Source organism: Phaeodactylibacter luteus, assembly GCF_007993045.1.
Classification (GTDB): domain Bacteria; phylum Bacteroidota; class Bacteroidia; order Chitinophagales; family Saprospiraceae; genus Phaeodactylibacter; species Phaeodactylibacter luteus.
In genome coordinates, this window is sequence record NZ_VOOR01000010.1 from 109,756 (window position 1) to 129,217 (window position 19,462).

Consider the following 19,462-nt stretch of genomic DNA (forward strand, 5'->3'; position numbering starts at 1 on the left):
GGCCGTCAGCCCGGAGCATAACGCCCCGCCTGCATGAGCCCGAACAGTGCGCGGGGTGCGCCCAAACCGCTCAGCCCACCCCTTTCGGCACATTAATCGAAATTTCATCCTGCTTAATCCATAAGAATGGTGCGGCGCCCCAGCCCTGCCCACTTTGCGCGGGTATGGAAACCTACCGGCTGAACTAAAAAAACTGATGAAACCATGGAGAATATGAATCTGAGCCAGTTCGTGAAACCTGCCCCAAAACTGTGGGGGCTGTTGCTGATCGCTATTTCGGCCCTATTGGCCAGCAGTTGTCAGGAGGAGTTAGCGCCTGTAGACCCAAGCCTGACTTACATCCCCAAGGAGACGGCTATGGTGAGCGCCATCCGGCTGCAGCAGCTGATGGACAAAGCCGGCTTTGAATCGCTGAAGGGCAAGGCGGCCTACCAGGAAATGCTGGCTGAGGCGGAGGAAGAGAGCGCGGTGCTGGCCAAAGTATTGGAGCGCCCATCAACGTCTGGGGTTGACCTCAGCGGGAATGCCTACATTTCGGCTTTGCTGAGCGATACCACCGGGATGTTTGTGGTCATGGCACTGCCGCTGGCAGACGAAAAAGCCTTTGGCGAACTGATAGAGAGCATGGACACCAAGGCGGTGCCCGCGCGCAATGGCTTCCGCATAGCGGGAGGCTTGGGCGAGGCTGCCGTAGCTTGGAACAAGGAAGTCGCCCTGGTGGGGCTGTCTCAGGGCGGGCCGGATGCGAAAGCCCGCTTGGAGCGCCTCTTGGACACCCCTCCCGCGAATTCTGTGGCAGAGAACAAGTCGCTGCGCAAAAGCTTAGCGGGCGAGTCTTATGACATCATGGCCTGGTACTCTTCCGATTTCATACTGGGCAATGAGGCGGCGCTTTTGTCTGGCAAGATGCTCAACTACAAGGAGGCAGACCTGAGGGGGCAGTACATCACACAGACGATCACCTTTGAAGAAGGCGCAATCAGCAGCAAAATAGGGCTGGAGCTGTCTGGCCCGCTGAAAAACGACCTGGATATGTTTTTCAGGGACGAAGTAGCCACGGACTTTGTCTCAATGGCGCCTGCAGGCGAGCCCGTATTTTTCATGACAGCAGCTTTTGACATGAACGGCATCAATCAGCTGTTGATCGAAAAGTACAGCAAAGGGCTGGTAGGCGAGCTGTTGGAGGGCTACGGTGTGCCTACAGCCGACGTGCTGGAGGTTTTAGATGGCGACATCATGCTGGCGGCTTATGATTTTGAGCAGATGGTTTTCGGGGCAAAGCTGGATGACGAAAGCTTGCTGATGGAGCACTTGGCGAAGGCGCAGGAAGAGCAAGGGCTGCAGGAGCTTTCTCCGGGGCGTTACCGCTTTCTGAAGGTAAAAACAGCAGCGAAAAAAGATACCCTGGGGCAGATATTGGAAAGCGGTGTCAATATTGATGCTCAGATCCTGATCAAGGACGGCCTATTATTCCTGAGCACTACCCCTGAGCTGCTCGACCGTGTGGAGCGTGGCGAGCAAGGCATACGGGGGCAGTTGGCCAACCGGGCTTCGGGCCTGGTGAACAAACACATCTTCACAGCCTTGGGGACGCCCCTCCCCTTGGCAGAATGGGATGACGACCTCAAAAAATTCCAGTCTGTGGATGCCTCTGCCGACCGTGATGGGCTGAGCTTCCGGGTGGAGCTGGACAAGACCGGGCAGAACAGCCTGAGGCAGCTGATAGAGGCTGCTGAGCGCAAAAAAACAGAGAGCGAACTGTAAGCGAATGCCTGGAGCTCGTTCCTATTGCAAATCAATGCTTTACGGAACTGGCTTTCTGTCTAAATTTTTATTTAGCCCGCTATGCTGTCGCAGCAGACCGGCAGGCAGCGGTTTTCGCTGCCTGTTTTTTTTCTCGCTGTGGTTCAACTACTTGAAGGATAGAAAGAAAAAATCACCGCAAAAGGCTTGCTTTTTTGGATAGCATTACGCTATATTTGCATCGCTCTTAGAAAAAGAGAGGAGAAGAAACGTCTTCTCAAATTGAAATGGCAACAAGCGGATGTAGCTTCCCGCAAGTCTGCGGGATAGAGCGCTGCACATTTTACAAGCGGATGTAGCTTCCCGCAAGCCTGCGGGATAGAGCGCTGCACATTTTACAAGCGGATGTAGCTTCCCGCAAGTCTGCGGGATAGAGCGCTGCACATTTTACAAGCGGATGTAGCTTCCCGCAAGTCTGCGGGATAGAGCGCTGCACATTTTACAAGCGGATGTAGCTCAGTTGGTAGAGCGCAACCTTGCCAAGGTTGAGGTCGCGGGTTCGAGTCTCGTCATCCGCTCCAATTTGGAGCAAAACGTTGTTCATTTTAAATTTTATCTGTTGCAGAGCCGCTTCTTCAAGCTGTTTTGGTTAGTTTTGGAGCTGTAGTGCTGCATATTTACAAGCGGATGTAGCTTCCCGCAAGTCTGCGGGATAGAGCGCTGCACATTTTACAAGCGGATGTAGCTCAGTTGGTAGAGCGCAACCTTGCCAAGGTTGAGGTCGCGGGTTCGAGTCTCGTCATCCGCTCAAAAGCCTTCTGTACGCAGAAGGCTTTTTTGTTTGTAGGTAGCTCCGTTTGAGCTATCTTGAAAGCGCTAAACAAAATGCCGCTCAACGGAGCAGGCCTTGACTTTAGCACGCCCCTTTTCATTTAGCACCTGTTTGGACTTTAGCAATCGGGCTGTCCCGCAAAATAGCGGGGCCGATTTTCGCCTAGAAGCCCGCCCCGACAGGCGCTAAGCTGTATCCAATGCCCGGATGGTGGAATTGGTAGACACGCAGGACTTAAAGCAATTTGAGTGCGCTGGCGGAAACGCCGGATGTAGAACTTCTCAAATTCGGGGAAGCCTTCTCCTTTATCGGAATGGTAATCCCGAGCCAAGCCCTGGCCTTAGCCGGGGAAGGTGTAGAGACTTGACGGGAAGCGCCTACCCTCTTCTTGAAGAGCAAGGCGAAGAGAAAGTCCAGACCACAAAGCCTGACCGTATCCGTCAGGGGCAGCGAAAGCTGTAGCTGGTAAGAAAATCCTGTGGCCATTGTGGCCGTGCGGGTTCAAGCCCCGCTCCGGGTACCAAAAAGCGGCCCTGCGCAAGCAGGGCCGCTTTTGTTTTCTAGCGCTGCAAAAAGTGGAGAAGCCAATCTGATGGCTCAAAAACCAAACGCGCCGCCTAATCAAATAGTGGAGATACAGCTCTTGGAGAAAATCAAAAAAGGGCGCCGGAATTATTACTTAAATCAGAGGCTACTGGATCTGCTGTCGGAGGAAGGAAGGTGATTTTAAAAGGGTGCCCATCCAATGTTAGACGAGTTATTTACATCAAATTCATGCTAAATTGGATATCTTAGGTGCTCAGCCAAGAAAAATCAATGCCAGATACCACCTCCAATATACCCGATTACCAATCCATCATGCTGCCCCTTTTGGAGCTAGCCGGTGATGGTACAACCTACCGCTTGAGAGATGCCGTTGATCTACTGGCCCAGCGGTTTGCTTTGAGCCGGGCAGAGCTGAAAGAGATGCTGCCCAGTGGTTATGCGACTTTGTTTGCTAACCGAGTAGGATGGGCCTCCACTTACCTCAAGAAAGCCGGGCTGCTTGAATCTAAAAAGCGGGGCACCTTGCAAATCACGGAGCGGGGAAGATCAACCCTAGAAACTAAACCCGATCGGATTGATGTCGCATTTCTGGACCAGTTCCCGGAGTTTGTTGCTTTCCGGAAAGGCAAGCAGAAGGCTACAAAAACAGATGGCGGCGCATCGGACAACTCCAAAGAAGTCGATGCCGGCCAAAACCCCGAAGAACAGCTGGAATTTGCTCATCAAAAATTGCAGGAAGAACTGGCTCAGGAGTTGTTGCAAGCCGTATTAGATGCCTCCCCGCAATTCTTCGAACAACTGGTAGTCGATCTTCTGCTAGCCATGGGCTACGGCGGCACCCGCGCCGATGCCGGCCGCGCCATCGGGCGCTCCAACGATGGCGGTGTGGACGGCATCATCAAAGAAGACCGCCTGGGGCTCGATATTATCTACATTCAGGCCAAACGCTGGGAGAATACCGTGCCCGTACGCGAGGTACGCGACTTCGCCGGGGCGCTGCTGGGCAAAAAAGCCCGCAAAGGCGTCTTCATCACCACCTCCAGTTACCCCAAATCTGCCTACGAGTACATTCAGTCCATCGAACCCAAGATCATACTGATCGACGGAGAGCAGCTGGGGCAGTTTATGATTGAGCATAACGTGGGCGTTTCGCCGCATAAAGTTTTTGAAGTGAAGCGGGTGGATTTGGATTATTTTGAGGGGTGAGAAAGTTGTTTTACATGAACTTACCCCAATCCTTAGGACAGCTCCTAACCAACAACCTATTACTATGTCTATCCCCTCTATGCCCGAGCCATCCGTGCAGAAGCTGAGCCAGCTGAAAAGCGAGCTGAATGACAAAATCCCCCCGAAAATATTGGGCAGGAACCTGCTCATCGCTACCTGGAACATCAGGGCCTTTGGCAGCCTGACCAGGAAGTGGCAAACCTCCTCAGAGGACAGCCCCCGACGAAACCTGTCTTCAATACAGTACATTGCTGAAATTATTTCCAGATTTGATGTGATTGCCCTGCAGGAGGTTAAATCAAACATCAGGGCATTGCGGGATACGCTGAAAATTTTAGGGGAAAACTGGAGCTTTGTGCTCACGGATGTCAACCGGGGGGCCTCTGGCAATGATGAGCGCATGGCTTACCTTTTTGATACCCGGAGGGTAAAGCTGTCCGGGCTGGCCTGCGAATTGGTCGTCCCCAACGAATGGCACGGCCAAATCGAACAAGGCCAGCTGATCAGTCAGTTTGTGAGGTCGCCTTATGCTGTGAGCTTCAAATCTGAGTCCAGTACGTTTATCCTATTGACGCTGCACATCAAGTACGGGCAATCATCTGATGACCGGATTTCCGAACTGAGGGCTATCGCCAAGTGGATCAAAGAGTGGGCGACAAACTTGAATGCGTTTGACCAGAACCTGATCGCTCTGGGCGACTTCAACATCGATGCCAGAGGTGACTTGCTGGAGCAGACCTTCCTGTCAGAGGGGCTTTACATCCCCCCAAGCCTGAGCGACAAGAAGATCACAAGGTCTATCTTTGATGAGGAGAAGTACTACGACCAGATTGCCTGGTTTAAGAAAGGGGAAAAAGACCATCTGTCCATGACCTTCTCCGATGGAGGGAATTTTGATTTCGTCCCTACCCTATGGGATGCCGATTCGGAAACCAAGCTGCAGTTCTCTTATATGCTGTCAGACCATTACCCTTTGTGGGCAGCGTTTCGATTATAGCCATTACGCTTGCTGTGTGCTGGTATCCGTTTGACCTGCGTCAAATCCCTATGTTCACATAGCGGCAGCCCTAGCCCGGTACTGAAAAGTATTGCTGTCTAAGTACGCCCCCCCTGTCCTGCACAAAGGGGCGAAGCACTCCTGCTATAAAAACACCACCACCCGCCAGCCCTCATCATCCTGGCTGACTGCTGTGCTCCCCAATGCACGGAGGCTGTCGATACTCGGGGAGACATAATCGCAACAGCTGTCCTCCCCTCCGTCGTTGTAGCTGATGAGCAGGACTTCTACCACACTGCCCCTGACCAGAACCGTCAGACGGTCTGCTAGATTTCCCCGCTCAAGGACGGAGGGGGCGTCGATATGGAAGTGGCCGCCGGCATGCCATAGGCTGTAGCCATAGGGGGCTGGAAGGTCACTGACTAGCCCGATATCGCCTGCCCGCAAGTTGAGGCTGTCAATCAGGTTGGCACCGGTCGTAGCATCGCGGATTTCCAATTCGATCAGTTCGCCGCCCCGCTCTGCGCAATAATTGCAACAGCCTGGAATCAGCAGGCACACCATCGTGCCTATCGCTATAATGAACAGCAGTTGCCTCATGGATATTTAGGGCTAGTTTGTACAATTATGAATCAAGGTGCTATGCCAGGCAGCGCTGAACGCTTGTGCCCGCCCTCTAAAGTTACAAAAAGAAAATAGCCCCGACTAGGCCTAACCTTTGCTGATGCCCATTTGCCAATGCCAGGCTAAAGCCCGAAGGGCGCAAACCAGATTGTCGTTTTTTTGAGCCTGCCCCCTCCGCAAGGATTGGGGCCTGCCCCTGCCCGACGGCAGGTGCCGCTATGCTACGGGGCTCGCTATCCGCTCGGCCCCTCGCCCTACAGGCGTCGGGTCTGGCCTTCGGCCACCCCTTCGCAGCGCTAGGCCAATGCTAGGCTAGTGCCTTAAGCCATAAATCTCTGATACTTAAGTTGAAGTTATTTTCCGGCTAATCAAGGCGAAGGTTCGCGACTTTAGCCCGAGCTAAAGGAGCGGTTCTTTAACGAAGAGTAGGCGGAAAAGAACGAAACTTGGGGTGGCAAGGGTTTATGGCTTGAGGCACTAGTGGTTTGTCAAGTGTTAATTTATGGGTTGAGTGGGAGCGGATTTTGAGGCTAAATCAAGGCGGATGTTCCCGCGCATAGCAGCGCTACGTAAGGGGTTGTCCAACGAAGAGTAGCCTCAAAAGCCGCCGCAGGCAACCCCTAGTTTTAGCCTTGACAGACCACTAGAGCCCCAAAAGCATAAACACCTGCGATATTTTGGTTCACGCCCAGCCCGAAAAACATCAACGCCTGAGATATTTTGGCACACGCCCTTCTAATCTCCCCCTCACCATACGCTCTGGGCAGGCCAGCCTCACCCTTGCCCTCCTCCACTGCCTTGGCGCAGGTACCACCACAGCCCTTTGGCATTCGACTGCATTTCGGGCATAAGGGCTTGCAGTAAAATGTGCTCCGAGAAAGCTAGTATGCCCCAGGTTACCATGAAGTAATAAAAGGCCGGGCTAAACCCTAGCGTGAACAGGGCGAAGAAAAAGCCCCCCTGTATATACCCCCCAATCTTCCATGAGTAGAGGTGAAGGCTGGGAAAGCGGCCAAACTTGAGCAGCCCGATCAACTGTGCCAGCAACCAAAGCCCGATAAACACGCCAAAAGAGCTCCAATACGGAGAAAATTCCTCAGATTTGAACACGAAAATGCCTGCTATCGCGCCCAGGTACACGCCTACATCCGCTAGGGAATCCAAGCGGGCACCAAATTCTGTCTCCAAGTGAAAAGCCCGGGCTATCCAGCCGTCCAAAATATCGGTGGCCAAGCTTATGCATATCAGCCAGGCAAAAAGGTTTTCTTCCCCTGACCACAGGGCCCATAATACAAATGGGAAGCCAAGCAGGCGGAGCAGGGACAAGATATTTGGTATATTCAACGGCATAGTTCGACAATTTTATGATGGGACAACATTTGCTGGTATTCTTTCAATTGGGCTTGATCTCGTTATCCGGGCTGCTCATCTCGCTCAGCCGGCAGGCCTCGCCCAGCAGCACCCGTAAAGTAATGGATGCTGGGACGCTGCCCCGTTTCAGGTGGCTCATTTTATCTGCTCTGGGGATCAGCTTGGCGAGCTTCATGCTAAACGCCGCCCCTCTCCCTTTGCCAGGCTGGGCAACCTGGGCCTCCCTGCTGCTCCTCATTGCCGGGCTGGCACTGAGGTGGGCGGCGGTCAGGCAATTGGGCAATGCTTTCACCACAAAAATTGCCTTCCTACAGGGGCAGCTACTCCACACCAATGGGGTGTTCGCCTACATCCGCCACCCTTCGTATGCCGGCCTGCTGCTTTACGACCTGGGGCTGGGGCTGGCTATGTCAGACCTGATCAGCATCCTAGCCCTAACCTTGCTGCCGGCCCTGGCCGTATACCAGCGCATAGCAGTAGAAGAACGCGCCCTTTCCCAGCATTTTGGCCCATCCTATGCCCGTTACAAAGCGGCCACAGGGGCGCTTTTCCCCAACCTAAAACGAGCGCTTAATGCCCAGCCTGACCAACAGGAGGGAGAGTGCAACGTGCAAGCCAACCCCTGCGATGAACACAACGGCCCACTGCCCAAAAGATAGCCCGTACAAATACCAGGCGGCCCAGCTGACCCCAAGCGCAGAGTCTGTCTTATCCACTACGATAAAGCCCCAGGTATAGCCCTGCGGGCGTTCCCCTTCGGCGGCGCCGAGCCGGCGCTTCAGCCACGAATTAGGCCATTCGGCCAGCACATAGGCCATTCCGGTCCACCAACCGCTTAAGCCGCTTTCCCAGGCCGGCTGCCCCTCTGGCAGCCCTGAAAACAGTACCGACAGCAGGGCCGTACACAAAGGCATAAAGAGCATGCCCCGCCAAGTCTTGTTGCGCCCCAAAATGCGCGGTGCTACTGGCACCGCCAGCCCTTCTGCCAATTTCTTGCGCACCACAAGCATATGCAGTATGCCGGCTAAGGTGACGGGGAGCAATATGAACAGGTACAAAGGGGTCATAGGGCCTCTTTTGAAACGCCATTCAGGACCTCGAGCAGGCGCAGTGCATTGCCAGACACCCGCTCCACAAAGGGGTAATCTGCAAGCACATTCCCGGAAAGGTAAAAACTGACCCTAGTCAGCAGGTACTCTTCCGTGGCGTAGCCCGCATCCTTCAGCCAGGCTGCCCAAGGCACAGGCTGCCCCCCCATAGCATAAGCATGCCTCAGCCATTGCAATGCCTCTCCAGGCTTGAACCCTGTAGGCAGTATAAAGCTCAGCCATTCCACGATGTCCCGCTGGGGAATGTTCCACATAGCCAGCTCCCAATCATAGATGCAAAGGCGTCCATCCCGCCGCAGTGCAACATTACGAGGGTTGAAATCATTGTGCACCAAAGCCTTAGGGGTAGCCAACTGCTGCCTGCGTACCTCCAGGGAACGCCAGTAGGCCGGCCCGCCTTCTGCAGCCCCCGCCCAAAAGGGGTGCCCGCTCTCCTGAGCGGCCACAGCTGCGAAGGCGGCATAGAGACGAGCAGCAGACCAGGGCGCAAAGTGGGGTACCTCCGGCAATGCCCCGGCCATCAGCTGATGACGAGAAAAGCGATGCACCCTCCCAATTCCGTCGAGGGCCGTTGCAATATCATCAGCCCCCCAAAGCCAAGGCTCCTGCTCCGTATTGAACAGCTTCATCTCCCCTTCTGGCAGCCATTCTATCAATATGGAGTAAAGCTCCCGCGCCTCCTCTTCCAGCCCGCCCAGCCAAAGCGGACAGGGCGGGCACTCCATTCCCTGCAAGGCCCGGTACACCGCCCCTTCTTTCAGGTGGCAGCCCTCATACTCTGTAAGGTGGCCGCCCCGCTCTAGCTCATCGGCCAGCTGAGGCTCGATCGCACGTGCCATCTTGCGGAGCCCACTCAGCACCTCATGCCCTGTGGGCTTCAGCTTCAGCAGTGCCAGCGCTGTACGCCCATTGGCGTAGCCCAACCGGAACGGGAATAGCCCAGTGAGCTTGCGGTTGACCCGCGCAGACAGCCCAGAAAGTATCCCTTCTCCGGCCAAGGGGATGGCGGCTAATTGGGCCGACTCCAGCTGTGCAGCCTTATCGCCTGCCAGATGCCCGCGTATAAAATCAGTGCCCAGCTCTGCCTTGACCAGCCAATTGACCGGCTTGTTCCGCCCCATTCGCTCATGCACCGCCGCGAACTGCCCGCCTACAATGGCAGAGAGCGTTGACAGCTCAAGCCCCAAAGCGAAACCGGCAATCAGGCGCGCAAAACGATGCGCATGGCCGGCCCCATTGCAGCCCATCAAGGCCAGCGCTTCTTGCTGCTTTGGCAACATCGTACCGCCCCCTACCGTGCCCGTTACCAAGTTGGGCAGGTAGAGGCTGGCCAGTACCCCGTCTTCCACTTCCTCCAAATCGAAAAAGGCACCTGAAGACTCGTGCAGGCTGCCCAGATCTTGCCCTGTGGCGGCAAACACCCCGGCAATCGCATTGGCGGCATTGATATTGTACCCCCACATCCCATCTTTGCGCGCCAGCTCTTTAGAATATTGCATACAGTCTAACAAAGCCGGTGCCTTTACCCTTAAGACTTTAGCCAACACTTCGGAAGAGAGCAGCGCCCGGGCCGTCACTGCAATGCCACGGCCAGATTCCTGTGCATAGGCCGATAGCTTTTTATCAGAAGAGCCATTCCCTTCAATTACCCATTGCTCTGGCTCGAACCCAGCCTTTGAAGCCTTGCCCATCAGCCACTTCATGGCATACCAGGTACAGGCCGTTGTCATATTCTGCCCGGAGGCGTCCCCAGTGGTATATACAAACCGGAGGTGGGCGCTGCGCTCGATCGCTACCGGCTCCATAGACAGCAGGCGCGCATGGTTGGACTGTGCCTCTGCCTTTTGCCTTAGCCCATCCAGCTGCGCAACAGCCCACGTTGCAAAGCGCGCTGCCTCCCCCGCGCCCGGAAATAAGACCATCGGGCAGCGCACCATACGCTGCCTATGGACCTCTGCAGCAACTCCGCCACTGAGGCTCAATGCTTTAGCGCCCCGGTTGACACTCGCCAGCAAAGCCCCTTCCAGTGTGGCCATTGGCGCATAAACCCACTCTTCCCCTTCTTGGAACAGCAGTGGCCCGGCAAGCCCTACCGGTATCTCCACCGTGCCGATTGCTGCCTCTATCTTGTGCTGAAAATGGAGCTCGCCGAGCGTACCCTCCGCGATAGCTTCCAGGTGATAACCCTGCAATTTTAAATAAGCCAGCCTTTCCTGCCTTGCCCTTTCAGAGTTGTGGCCCCTGCCAGGTACCGTAGGGTATGTCCTCATTCTTTTTCCTTTTTTAAACCTTCCCGCCTAAGATACCCGCCATCCGCATCGAGCACCCAATATTCGCCCGTCCTGATGTGGCGGGTTGCCCCTTTGACGCCTACAATTACCGGGATGCCCAGCTCTCTGCCAATGATGGCCGTGTGGGAGAGCAGGGAGCCCTGTTCGCTGGCCAGGCCTGCCGCACGGCTCATCAGGAATACCCAGCCCGGATCGGTCATTGGGGTGACCAATATTTTCCCTCCCACATCCGCATCTGCCGAAGGCGCATGCAGTACAACAGCCTCCGCACAGATACGGCCGCCCGAAACCCCTGTGCCAGAAAGGGCACCTGCGGGGACGTCTGGCGGCTGCCCCTGGAACCGGAGCTTTTCCAATTGTTCAATAGGCGCGATGATCCGCCCCGGCAGCTGTTCTTTCTCCCAAAGGGCAAACTCCCTCTTTCGCCCCAGCACAAGATGCTGCAGATCTGCCCCCTCCCCGCCCAAGAAGCAAGCGCGGGCCTCTCCCAGCTGTAGAAAAAAAATATCTTCTGGGGCTGCAATCACCCCCTTTGCGGCCAGTACGGCCCCTAACCGGCCGAAAATCAGCTTTACTGCTCCGTAGGCTTTTGCCCTGCAAAAACGCATTTCCTCCCGGTTGCGCACCCCATAACGGGCCAACTTGGCCAGCACCTTGACCCACCAAAAGGCAGGGTGCCAGGCCGGCAAAGCTTGTTTCAATGTTTGCATGGCCTGCCGGGCCCTCCCCTCCTTGCGCATGCGCACCGTGCGCGCTGTCTCTTCCCAATCCATGTATCGTTGCAGAAGGGCGATAAACTGTTCTGGCGCCTGCTGGAAAGAAAGGGCCTCCAATTTGAGCTCAGCCAGGGTTCGGTGCCCATAATTTTCTAAATGAGACTGCAGCTGGGCATAAAAATCAGGGGATTGCCCCCCGGATAAAGCTTGCAGCACTTCTTTGGCAGGCCGGGCGAACAACTGCCTTAAACCGGGGTCTGCCAATACTGCATCCTTTAAAGACAAGGCACCGAGCAGAGCCTTTTCCGATCCTGTAGGCGGGCCGCCGCTCAGCAGATCTATGGCTACACCAGGCGCCGCCTGTGGCGCCCACCTTGCCAAAGCACGCTGCAGCCGCCCAACAGCCTGAAATGCGGCCACATCATTGACCAGCGTCTGATACCACGGCCGGAAGAGCGCCTGCACGGCTGCCTCAAACCTATGCCAGTCAAAACCCTGACCGCTCTCGTCCGGAGAAGTGGCTTCTAAACGCCGGTAAAATCCCGGGAATGCCGCTAGGAAAGCCCGGTTGCCCTCCCGCAGGCGGAGCAACAACCTGCAGGCCGTTAAAAACGCCCGGGCATGGTTTTGAAATTTGGCTCGTGCCTGCTCCCGCTCAGGCTTCCGGAGCCCTACCGCTTGCTCCCACGCGCCAAGGGCACGGGCAGAGCTGTAGATTTGGCCCATGATCTGATACCAGTGCTCCAGGCGGTAGTAAACCCGGCCATGAAAATGCTGGATCAGCTGCCCCAAGACCGGGCTCAATTTTTCTAGTTCTCGCTTCCTGACCCCAAATGCAGCTGCGCTGCCCCGGAACACCTCTTCGTAAGCCCAGCGGGCAAACGTAAAACTGAGCGGCAGTGTTAGGCCGGGGTAACTCTCAACGATATTCGTGTTGTCCAGTATGGCCAGCTCGCCCGCAGGCACGGTGGTAACCGGCCGGGCCTGCAGCAGCCAGCAACAGCCATCGGCCGTGATCGCAAATTCTATATCTGCCGGCTTCTCCAGCATCTGCTCAGCTCGCCAAGCCTGCTCAGCGATATGCACCGCTTCTTCCTCCGAAAGGGCGTTCAAAAGCCGCTCCTCCGGCTGTACCGCTGCTAGGGCAGGCCGGCTGCCCCGGCTCAGGCGGACCGCACGGTCTTTATTGGCTATCTGTGCTCTTACTTCACTGTCTTTACGGTTGACCCAATAGGTATCTGAAGGTACAGCCCCATCCACTAGCCCTAAGCCCTGCCCATAGCCGGCTACGATGAGCACATCGGCCAGGTTGCCTTGCACATCCATCGAAAAGGCAACGCCGGAACGCAAGGGGTCCAGCATTTCCTGTACCACGACGCTCACTTGTATGCCGCTTAGCGGGAGCCCCAGCTCCTGCCTGTAAGCCAAAGCCCGTAATGCCCAGGCCGAAGCTACGCAGCGCTTCAGCTCAGCGCCCAGGTTGTTGGCGGTGGCGCCTAAGGCGCTGTAGTGCAGCCCAGCGAAAGACGCCTGTGCACCATCTTCGCCCGTTACGGAAGAGCGCACCGCCACCTCGAAATCTGCCCCGAACCTCTCTGCTGTGGCCTCCTGTAGGTGCATGGCCCAATCCGTTGGCCAGTTGGCAGCGGCCCATATACGGCCTATGCTGCTGCTTAAGCTGCTGACGTCAAGATGCCTGCCTTCCTGCTCAGCCCCTCGGGCCAGCTCTTCAACTTGTCCGATCACAGGCTCCAAGGCCGCCCGTATACTGCTCCAGGGGATGATGAAAAAGGAAGGGACTTTCAGCCCCTCCGCTTTTAGGCGCAGCAGCTGCCAGGCCTTGCCCCCTACATCGGCTTCTTTGTAACCCCACTTTGCCCCGGCACCCCACTCATATATCAGTAAGCGGCCCATTGCACATCGTATTTCATCAGCAGGTGGGCCAGAAGGTTGAGGAAAAACAGTACCGCAAACCCCATAGCAAACAGGGTCAGAATGTTGTTTGCAGCTGTAGGCCAAATGATGAACCGGCCATACCCCAATGCCATCGCCCCGGTCAATACCCACATGGCCGGAAAATAGATGCCCCCAAGCTGTAGCTCACTGCCGAGGTTCAAGCCCAGCCCTCCCATCGCCAAAAGGCAGGCCAATGGGATCACCGCAGCAGCACGTGGGCCAAGGAGCAGGGAAAAAGTCTCATATTGCGTCTCCTTCCCTGCCCCTCTGATCTTCCTCGATACCTCCCACGCCGTTATGGGCAGGGAAAAAACAGCCAGCACCACAAAATGGTATAGCCCAAATGCCTCAGCGGGGCTTTGCGCCGCCATAGCGGTATGTATGAGGTAAAAATTGATGGCCCAGGGCAAAGGCTGATGCGTCAACATGGTGAAAAAAAGGTGCTCCCGATGATACGCTTCCGCAAAGAACCATTTGTAAGTCAATAGCGTGTAGAGCAGGGTCAGCCCAAATACCCACAGGGTGGCCGGAGCCCAGGCTACATTGATAGCGATAAGGAGGCTAAAGCTCCCCCATGCCAGAAGCTGTAGGTCTTGCTTGAGGACCAGCCCCCGGGGCGTAGCCCGCCAGGGGAAAAGGCTTTTATCTATCTCGAGGTCTTTGAGGTCATCGAACGCCCTCATCTGTAGCATAAACAGGAAAGCGCTGGCCATCCCTACATAGGCGTAACTGCCAAAGACTGCTTGCCCGCTTACCGCCGCCTGTACCGAAATGCTCATGCATACATAAAGGGCTAAAACGTAGGGCAGGTAGACCCAAACGGGGAACATCTCTCTGGCATAAATGAATAGCCGGATGTGGAGCGGTGGCGGAGCGGAGCTTGTTTTTTTCATGCCTGAGGTTTGGACTTAGAGATGCTACGTTAGCATCTCTTAATGACGGAAGATCGCTATTTCTTGTCAGCCTGACAAACCTCAATGTCAAAATTCATCCTATGTAGCCCACCAACACCAGATTTCGCTCCGCATCAAACTGCGTGCTGCTGCGCCCGGCTCGGTCCCCGAAATAGCCCCTCCACCCAAACGAAGCGGAACCGCACATCCAATAGGCACAAACCAGATTGCCCATCAATTGGGGCCTGCCCCTGCCTCGCAGCAGGTGCCGCTATGCTCCGGGGCTCGCTGTCCGCTCGGCCCTATCGGGCTTAACACCCCTGCGCAGCGCTAGGCCAATGCCAGCGTTAGACTCGATGCGCCAGAGGCTACTAGAGAATCATCCTGCCCATCCCCCCAACTGAGCGGAACTGAGCATCAGGCCTCCTGCACAGAAAATTTCCCCGGCGAATTGCCTGTGGAACCTTAGCTTTGTGTCATCTTTACACAAATTACTCAGGTGATGAGCCCAACTACAGCCCGCTGTCTACTTTTTTCCATGCTACTCCCTTTTGCCAGCCTGCCCCTTTGCGGACAGTCGGTTGCCATAACCGGCAAGGTCGTCGAAGCGGTGCAGAACACACCGGTAGAGTTTGCTACCGTACTCCTCACCAGCTTGGACAATGACGCCAGCCTGGGCGGCACTACAACAGGCCCCGACGGCTCTTTTGCCCTCGAAGCACCCCACAGCCGCGTGCGCATCCAAATCACTTTTATCGGTTTTGCCCCCCGGACCTTGGCCAACTTTGAGCAAGAAGGGGGCACCATCGACCTGGGCGTCGTCCAACTGGCACAAGATCAGCAGACCTTAGAAGAGGTCGTCGTACGGGCAGAAAAATCACAGACCGTTTTTAAGCTTGACAAGCGGGTGTTCAACGTAGGCAAAGACCTGAGCAGCACCGGTGCCAGCGCCTTGGAAATCTTGAACAACGTACCCTCTGTAAATGTCAATATTGAAGGAGAAATCGCGCTAAGGGGCAGCACCGGCGTACAGATCCTCATCAATGGCAAGCCCTCTGTACTAGCCAGCGAACAAGGCAACGCACTCGGTACGCTCACGGCCGACATGATAGAGCGCATTGAGGTCATCACCAACCCTTCTGCCAAATATGATGCAGAGGGCACCTCAGGGATCATCAACATCGTTTTGAAGAAAGAAGAGCGGGATGGCATCAACGGATCAGTAACCCTCAATACCGGCTGGCCGCACAACCACAGCCTCGGGCTTAGCCTCAACCGGCGGACCGAAAAATTCAACCTCTTCAGCCAACTCGGGGCAGGCTACCGGGAATTGCCCAACGATGTGCGCAGCACGAACCAAGACCTAAGGTCCGGCAACAGCCTGCTGAGCGAAGGGGAAGAGTTCCGAAACGAAAATTTTTACAACTTCATACTCGGCGCCGATTACCACATCAACGAGGCCAACGTGCTCACCCTTTCCGGCAATTTCGCCTACGAGATAGAAGACCAGCCTTCTGCCACAGCCTTCGAGTTCCGTGATGCTGCCGGGCAGCTCCTTTCCGCTTGGGAAAGGACAGAGTCTACACAGGCCACCAACCCTAAATGGCAGTACGAGCTGCAGTACAAAAAAGACTTTGAGGATGACGAGGAGCACATGCTGCTCTTCAGCGCCTTGGGCAGCTTTTTTGGCAAAAGCCAATCTTCTGTATTTGACAACAACACAACGGTTGGAGATACCAGCTACGCCAGCCAGCAAACGCGAACCGACTTCAAAGAGGCAGAGTACACTTTCAAGCTCGATTACACCCGGCCGGTGTCCGAACAATTCACCATCGAAACGGGCGCGCAGTACGTCGCAACCGATGTGAGCAATGACTTTGCGGTAAGCAACCTCCAAGATGGGCTATGGGCCAATGACCCCAACTTTACCAATGTCTTCGAATATGGCCAACAGGTCCTTGGCTTATACGGTACAGGCGGTTATGAGGGCGGAAAATGGGGGCTGAAAGTAGGCCTCAGGCTGGAGAGCACCATACTCAACACCCTCCTCGCTACCACACAAACAGCAAATGAACAGCGGTTCCTCAACTTGTTCCCTAGCGCACATACATCCTTCAAGGTGACGCCCGCCCTTTCCTTCCAGGCCGGATATTCCAGAAGGGTGTTCCGACCCCGGCTATGGGACCTCAACCCTTTCTTCAATATCCGCAACAACTTTAGCATCCGCACTGGCAACCCGGAGCTGCAGCCAGAATTTACGGACTCCTACGAAGTTTCTGCCATTTACCTCCTTGGCCAGGCTTCGCTCAACTTCAGCCTGTACCACAGGTACACTACCGATGTGGTAGAAAGGGTAGCCACTGTAGCCGATAATGTACAGACCACTACCCCTCAAAATATAGGCACCAACCAGTCAACCGGGCTAGAAGCCAATTTCAAATACTCGCCCAAAGCATGGCTCTCCCTCAACGGCGACCTCAATTACAATTATTTCAGCCGGAAAGGCCAGCTCGAAGGCACCTCTTTCAACTTCGACGCCGATCAGTGGTCGGCCAAAGTGACGGCAAAGCTCAAGGGGCCGGCCAATATCGATTTTGAAATAACCGGGCACTACCGCTCGAGTTTCCAAACCGTACAAAGCATCGTAGAAGACCAAGTTTTCGCGGACATGGGGCTCCGGAAAAAAGTCTTAAACGGCAGAGGCGTCATCAACCTCAGCGTGCGCGACCTATTTGCTTCAAGGGTTCAAGAGAGCACCGCAGAGCAAGCCACGTTCAACCTTTACAACCGGCGGTTCAGGGGCCGGTTCATCACCCTGGGCTTCAGCTATGGCTTTGGCAAGGGGGAAGCCATGGAGTTTTCAGGGCAAAAACGCTTTTAACGTCTATATCAACTTTTACAAACCTAAGACATGGCTATCAACAACAGCTTATCATTCAAAATGCGGGTCTACCACCGCTACCTCGGCTTCTTCCTTGCAGGCATCATGGCCGTTTATTCCCTCAGCGGAATCGTATTGATTTTCCGGGATACCGACTTCTTGAAAAAAGAAACGAAAATTGAGCAAGTCGTCGCCCCCAATGCCTCGGCCGAAGCCCTTGGCAAAGCGATACGGATCAAGAACCTCCAGTTTGAAAAAACCGAGGGCGCACTTATGTACTTCAAGCAGGGCATCTACAATGCAGAAACAGGCGAAGTGGCCTATACCGTAAAAAAATTGCCCCTCCTCCTTGATAAAATGACCCATCTGCACAAAGCCAAATCGGCAGACCCCCTTTTTTTCCTGAATATCCTATTCGGGCTTGGGCTGTTCTTCTTTGTGATGTCCTCCTTTTGGATGTTCGCACCAGGTACCCAACCTTTTAAAAAAGGGCTGTACTTTACGATCGGCGGAGTCATCCTGACCCTGCTCCTGCTCTTTCTATAAAAGCTTTTTGGAGCGGTTTTATCATTAAAATCAAAGGCTTATGCCCACCTGCTGTGCCAGTATGGCCAGCGGGTTTCTAGCCATGCCGCTGCACTTGAGCTGAGCGGGCCAAATGCAAATCTAGAGCCTGTTGGGATGGGGCCAAAGGTATAGGGGCCTCCCCCTGCCAGAAGGCAGGGGTCGCTATGCTTCGGGGCTCGCTATCCGCTCGGCCCTATCGGGCTTCCCACCCCTCCGCAGCGCTAGTCCGGTTCCATCCTAAATCCGATAAGGCCTAAACGCTTGCGACATTTTGATCTGCGCCCGTTGGCATTTTGCCTCTAGGCGAGAACTTGCAGCTTATGGGCTAGACAAAGCACCAAAACCGGATCCCGCTTTTCATACATAAAACAGGAAAGATTTTCGAAACGAAGTACAAGCCCCAAAGTGCCCCGCTGCCCAGCGGGATAGCCCGGTTGCTAAAGCCCAAACAGGCTCGCAACGAGGAAGCTAATTTTATAAAACATTGATTTTAAGCAACAAAGACCCAAACATACACCAAAATCGCATCCGCGACAGCTGTCACCTATTTGGCAACACCAACTTGTGGGGAAGCTGCGCGGGCTTTCCCATTCCAATCAATGATCATTAAACGCCAATTGCCCGTATTTATATCCGCATGGCTCAGAGCAGTCAACATATTTTATTGAATCTGGCAAATTCAAGTTATTTTGTGCGCCAGAGAAACAATGCACAACGCCTGAAACTTCCTACCCCCAATCAACCGCTCTAACATTCACTGAAAAGATAGGCAACTGTCTTCAAACAAAGCACTGATGGAGAAAGGACTACGCGTTTCTACACTACTGTTATTGATTTTGCTAGTGTATTCAAATGGGCTATTCGCCCAGCTAGATTGCTGCGATGCTGAACTTTACGATGGCTCTACTTTGAACGTAGCCAGCATCTCTGGCTCCAATACCAACGACAGCTATGCAGGCACCTGCCTTTTCGGAGGCGAGAACGATGCCTATTTTCTGTATTTCGAAGCGGCTACTTCCGGCACCTTTGAAATGCTCATTACGCCTAACAACCTCGGGGCTGATTTTGATTTTGCCATCTTGGCCAATGCCTGCCCTGGCAATCCTGGGGCACAGCAGGTTGCCTGCAACTGGACGGGCCCGGTTACCAATCCGCCATTCTCCCATACCGGCATTGCCTCCAACCCACAGAATAGCTGGGGGGTACAAGGCGGTCAGGAGTGGGAAAACACCATCAACCTCACTGCGGGCACCCAATATGTCATCATCCTCGACAACATCACCGAAAATGGCGTCGGTTTCACCATTGAGACCGGCGGCACAGCAACTTTAGTGGCGCCAGATAACAATTCAGGTAATGACCCTGTCATTAACCCCGTCGGCCCGTTTTGCCCCGATGACCCCTCGGTCACCCTTACCGCCAACCCGCCGGGCGGCACTTGGGGCGGCGCGGCAAGCGCCTCCGGCGTGTTTAGCCCTGTGCTCAGGGGCCCGGGCGTGCATACCGTTACCTATAGCGTTCCCGGGGCAGGCATCTGCCCGCCTGAAGCGGAAATACAAATCACCGTCCTGACTAATCCCAACCCCATCATCAACCCGCCGCCAACGGCCTGCGCCAACGGCAGCCCGTTCTTCATGACGGCCAGCCCCGCCGGCGGCACCTGGGGCGGCGCGGCAGCGCCCAATGGGCAGGTCAGCCCCAGCGCGCTA

13 protein-coding genes and 2 tRNA genes are annotated in these 19,462 nt (G+C 55.0%); 9 read left to right on the forward strand and 6 right to left on the reverse strand.

The annotated features are described in order from the left end of the window. Positions 1-204 precede the first annotated feature (204 nt). The 5 genes from FRY97_RS06860 to FRY97_RS06880 all read left to right on the forward strand — a co-directional run bounded on the left by FRY97_RS06860 (position 205) and on the right by FRY97_RS06880 (position 5,345). Complete coding sequence (locus FRY97_RS06860) at positions 205-1,764, forward strand: DUF4836 family protein (protein WP_147166706.1); 1,560 nt, start codon at positions 205-207, stop codon at positions 1,762-1,764. A gap of 484 nt (positions 1,765-2,248) precedes the next feature. Next, a tRNA-Gly gene (locus tag FRY97_RS06865) sits at positions 2,249-2,324 on the forward strand. Positions 2,325-2,478: 154 nt separating this feature from the next. Then, positions 2,479-2,551: transfer RNA gene (locus FRY97_RS06870), tRNA-Gly, on the forward strand. Between the two features lie 840 nt (positions 2,552-3,391). Then, positions 3,392-4,327, forward strand: coding sequence for a restriction endonuclease (locus FRY97_RS06875; protein WP_147166707.1), 936 nt, complete (start codon positions 3,392-3,394; stop codon positions 4,325-4,327). A 64-nt stretch (positions 4,328-4,391) separates the two neighbouring features. Beyond that, positions 4,392-5,345 carry an endonuclease/exonuclease/phosphatase family protein gene (locus FRY97_RS06880; protein WP_147166708.1) on the forward strand — a complete coding sequence of 318 codons (954 nt, stop codon included), beginning with the start codon at positions 4,392-4,394 and terminating at the stop codon, positions 5,343-5,345. 144 nt (positions 5,346-5,489) lie between these two features. Here FRY97_RS06880 and FRY97_RS06885 read toward each other — a convergent pair whose 3' ends face one another. Both FRY97_RS06885 and FRY97_RS06890 read right to left on the reverse strand, forming a co-directional pair. Then, on the reverse strand, positions 5,490-5,945 hold the full coding sequence (locus FRY97_RS06885) for a hypothetical protein (RefSeq protein WP_147166709.1): 456 nt from the start codon (positions 5,943-5,945) through the stop codon (positions 5,490-5,492). Positions 5,946-6,743: 798 nt separating this feature from the next. Next, complete coding sequence (locus tag FRY97_RS06890; protein ID WP_147166710.1) at positions 6,744-7,319, reverse strand: CDP-alcohol phosphatidyltransferase family protein; 576 nt, start codon at positions 7,317-7,319, stop codon at positions 6,744-6,746. A 14-nt stretch (positions 7,320-7,333) separates the two neighbouring features. Here FRY97_RS06890 and FRY97_RS06895 point away from each other — a divergent pair, with 14 nt between their 5' ends. Then, the gene (locus FRY97_RS06895; RefSeq protein WP_147166711.1) at positions 7,334-7,999 is read left to right on the forward strand and encodes a methyltransferase family protein; all 666 of its coding nucleotides are present in this window, start codon (positions 7,334-7,336) and stop codon (positions 7,997-7,999) included. On the opposite strand, the gene FRY97_RS06900 is transcribed toward FRY97_RS06895, so the two are convergent. From FRY97_RS06900 to FRY97_RS06915, 4 genes are read right to left on the reverse strand one after another with little or no spacing between them, the layout of a single operon-like run. After that, entirely contained in the window at positions 7,898-8,407 is a 510-nt protein-coding gene (locus FRY97_RS06900; protein ID WP_147166712.1) for a hypothetical protein, read from the reverse strand. The genes FRY97_RS06895 and FRY97_RS06900 overlap by 102 nt on opposite strands. Next, on the reverse strand, positions 8,404-10,719 hold the full coding sequence (locus FRY97_RS06905; RefSeq protein ID WP_147166713.1) for a phosphotransferase: 2,316 nt from the start codon (positions 10,717-10,719) through the stop codon (positions 8,404-8,406). Before FRY97_RS06905 ends, FRY97_RS06900 begins: the two co-directional genes overlap by 4 nt. Continuing rightward, the gene (locus FRY97_RS06910; protein ID WP_147166714.1) at positions 10,716-13,370 is read right to left on the reverse strand and encodes a PEP/pyruvate-binding domain-containing protein; all 2,655 of its coding nucleotides are present in this window, start codon (positions 13,368-13,370) and stop codon (positions 10,716-10,718) included. The genes FRY97_RS06905 and FRY97_RS06910 overlap by 4 nt, the downstream gene beginning before the upstream one ends. Beyond that, the gene (locus tag FRY97_RS06915; protein ID WP_147166715.1) at positions 13,355-14,305 is read right to left on the reverse strand and encodes a UbiA prenyltransferase family protein; all 951 of its coding nucleotides are present in this window, start codon (positions 14,303-14,305) and stop codon (positions 13,355-13,357) included. The genes FRY97_RS06910 and FRY97_RS06915 overlap by 16 nt, the downstream gene beginning before the upstream one ends. A gap of 502 nt (positions 14,306-14,807) precedes the next feature. Here FRY97_RS06915 and FRY97_RS06920 point away from each other — a divergent pair. The 3 genes from FRY97_RS06920 to FRY97_RS06930 form a co-directional block, all read left to right on the forward strand. Then, on the forward strand, positions 14,808-17,186 hold the full coding sequence (locus tag FRY97_RS06920) for an outer membrane beta-barrel family protein (RefSeq protein WP_246141612.1): 2,379 nt from the start codon (positions 14,808-14,810) through the stop codon (positions 17,184-17,186). 30 nt (positions 17,187-17,216) lie between these two features. Next, complete coding sequence (locus FRY97_RS06925; protein WP_147166716.1) at positions 17,217-17,732, forward strand: hypothetical protein; 516 nt, start codon at positions 17,217-17,219, stop codon at positions 17,730-17,732. 815 nt (positions 17,733-18,547) lie between these two features. Then, a partial coding sequence (locus FRY97_RS06930) for a hypothetical protein (RefSeq protein WP_211356824.1) occupies positions 18,548-19,462 on the forward strand: 915 nt, incomplete at its 3' end.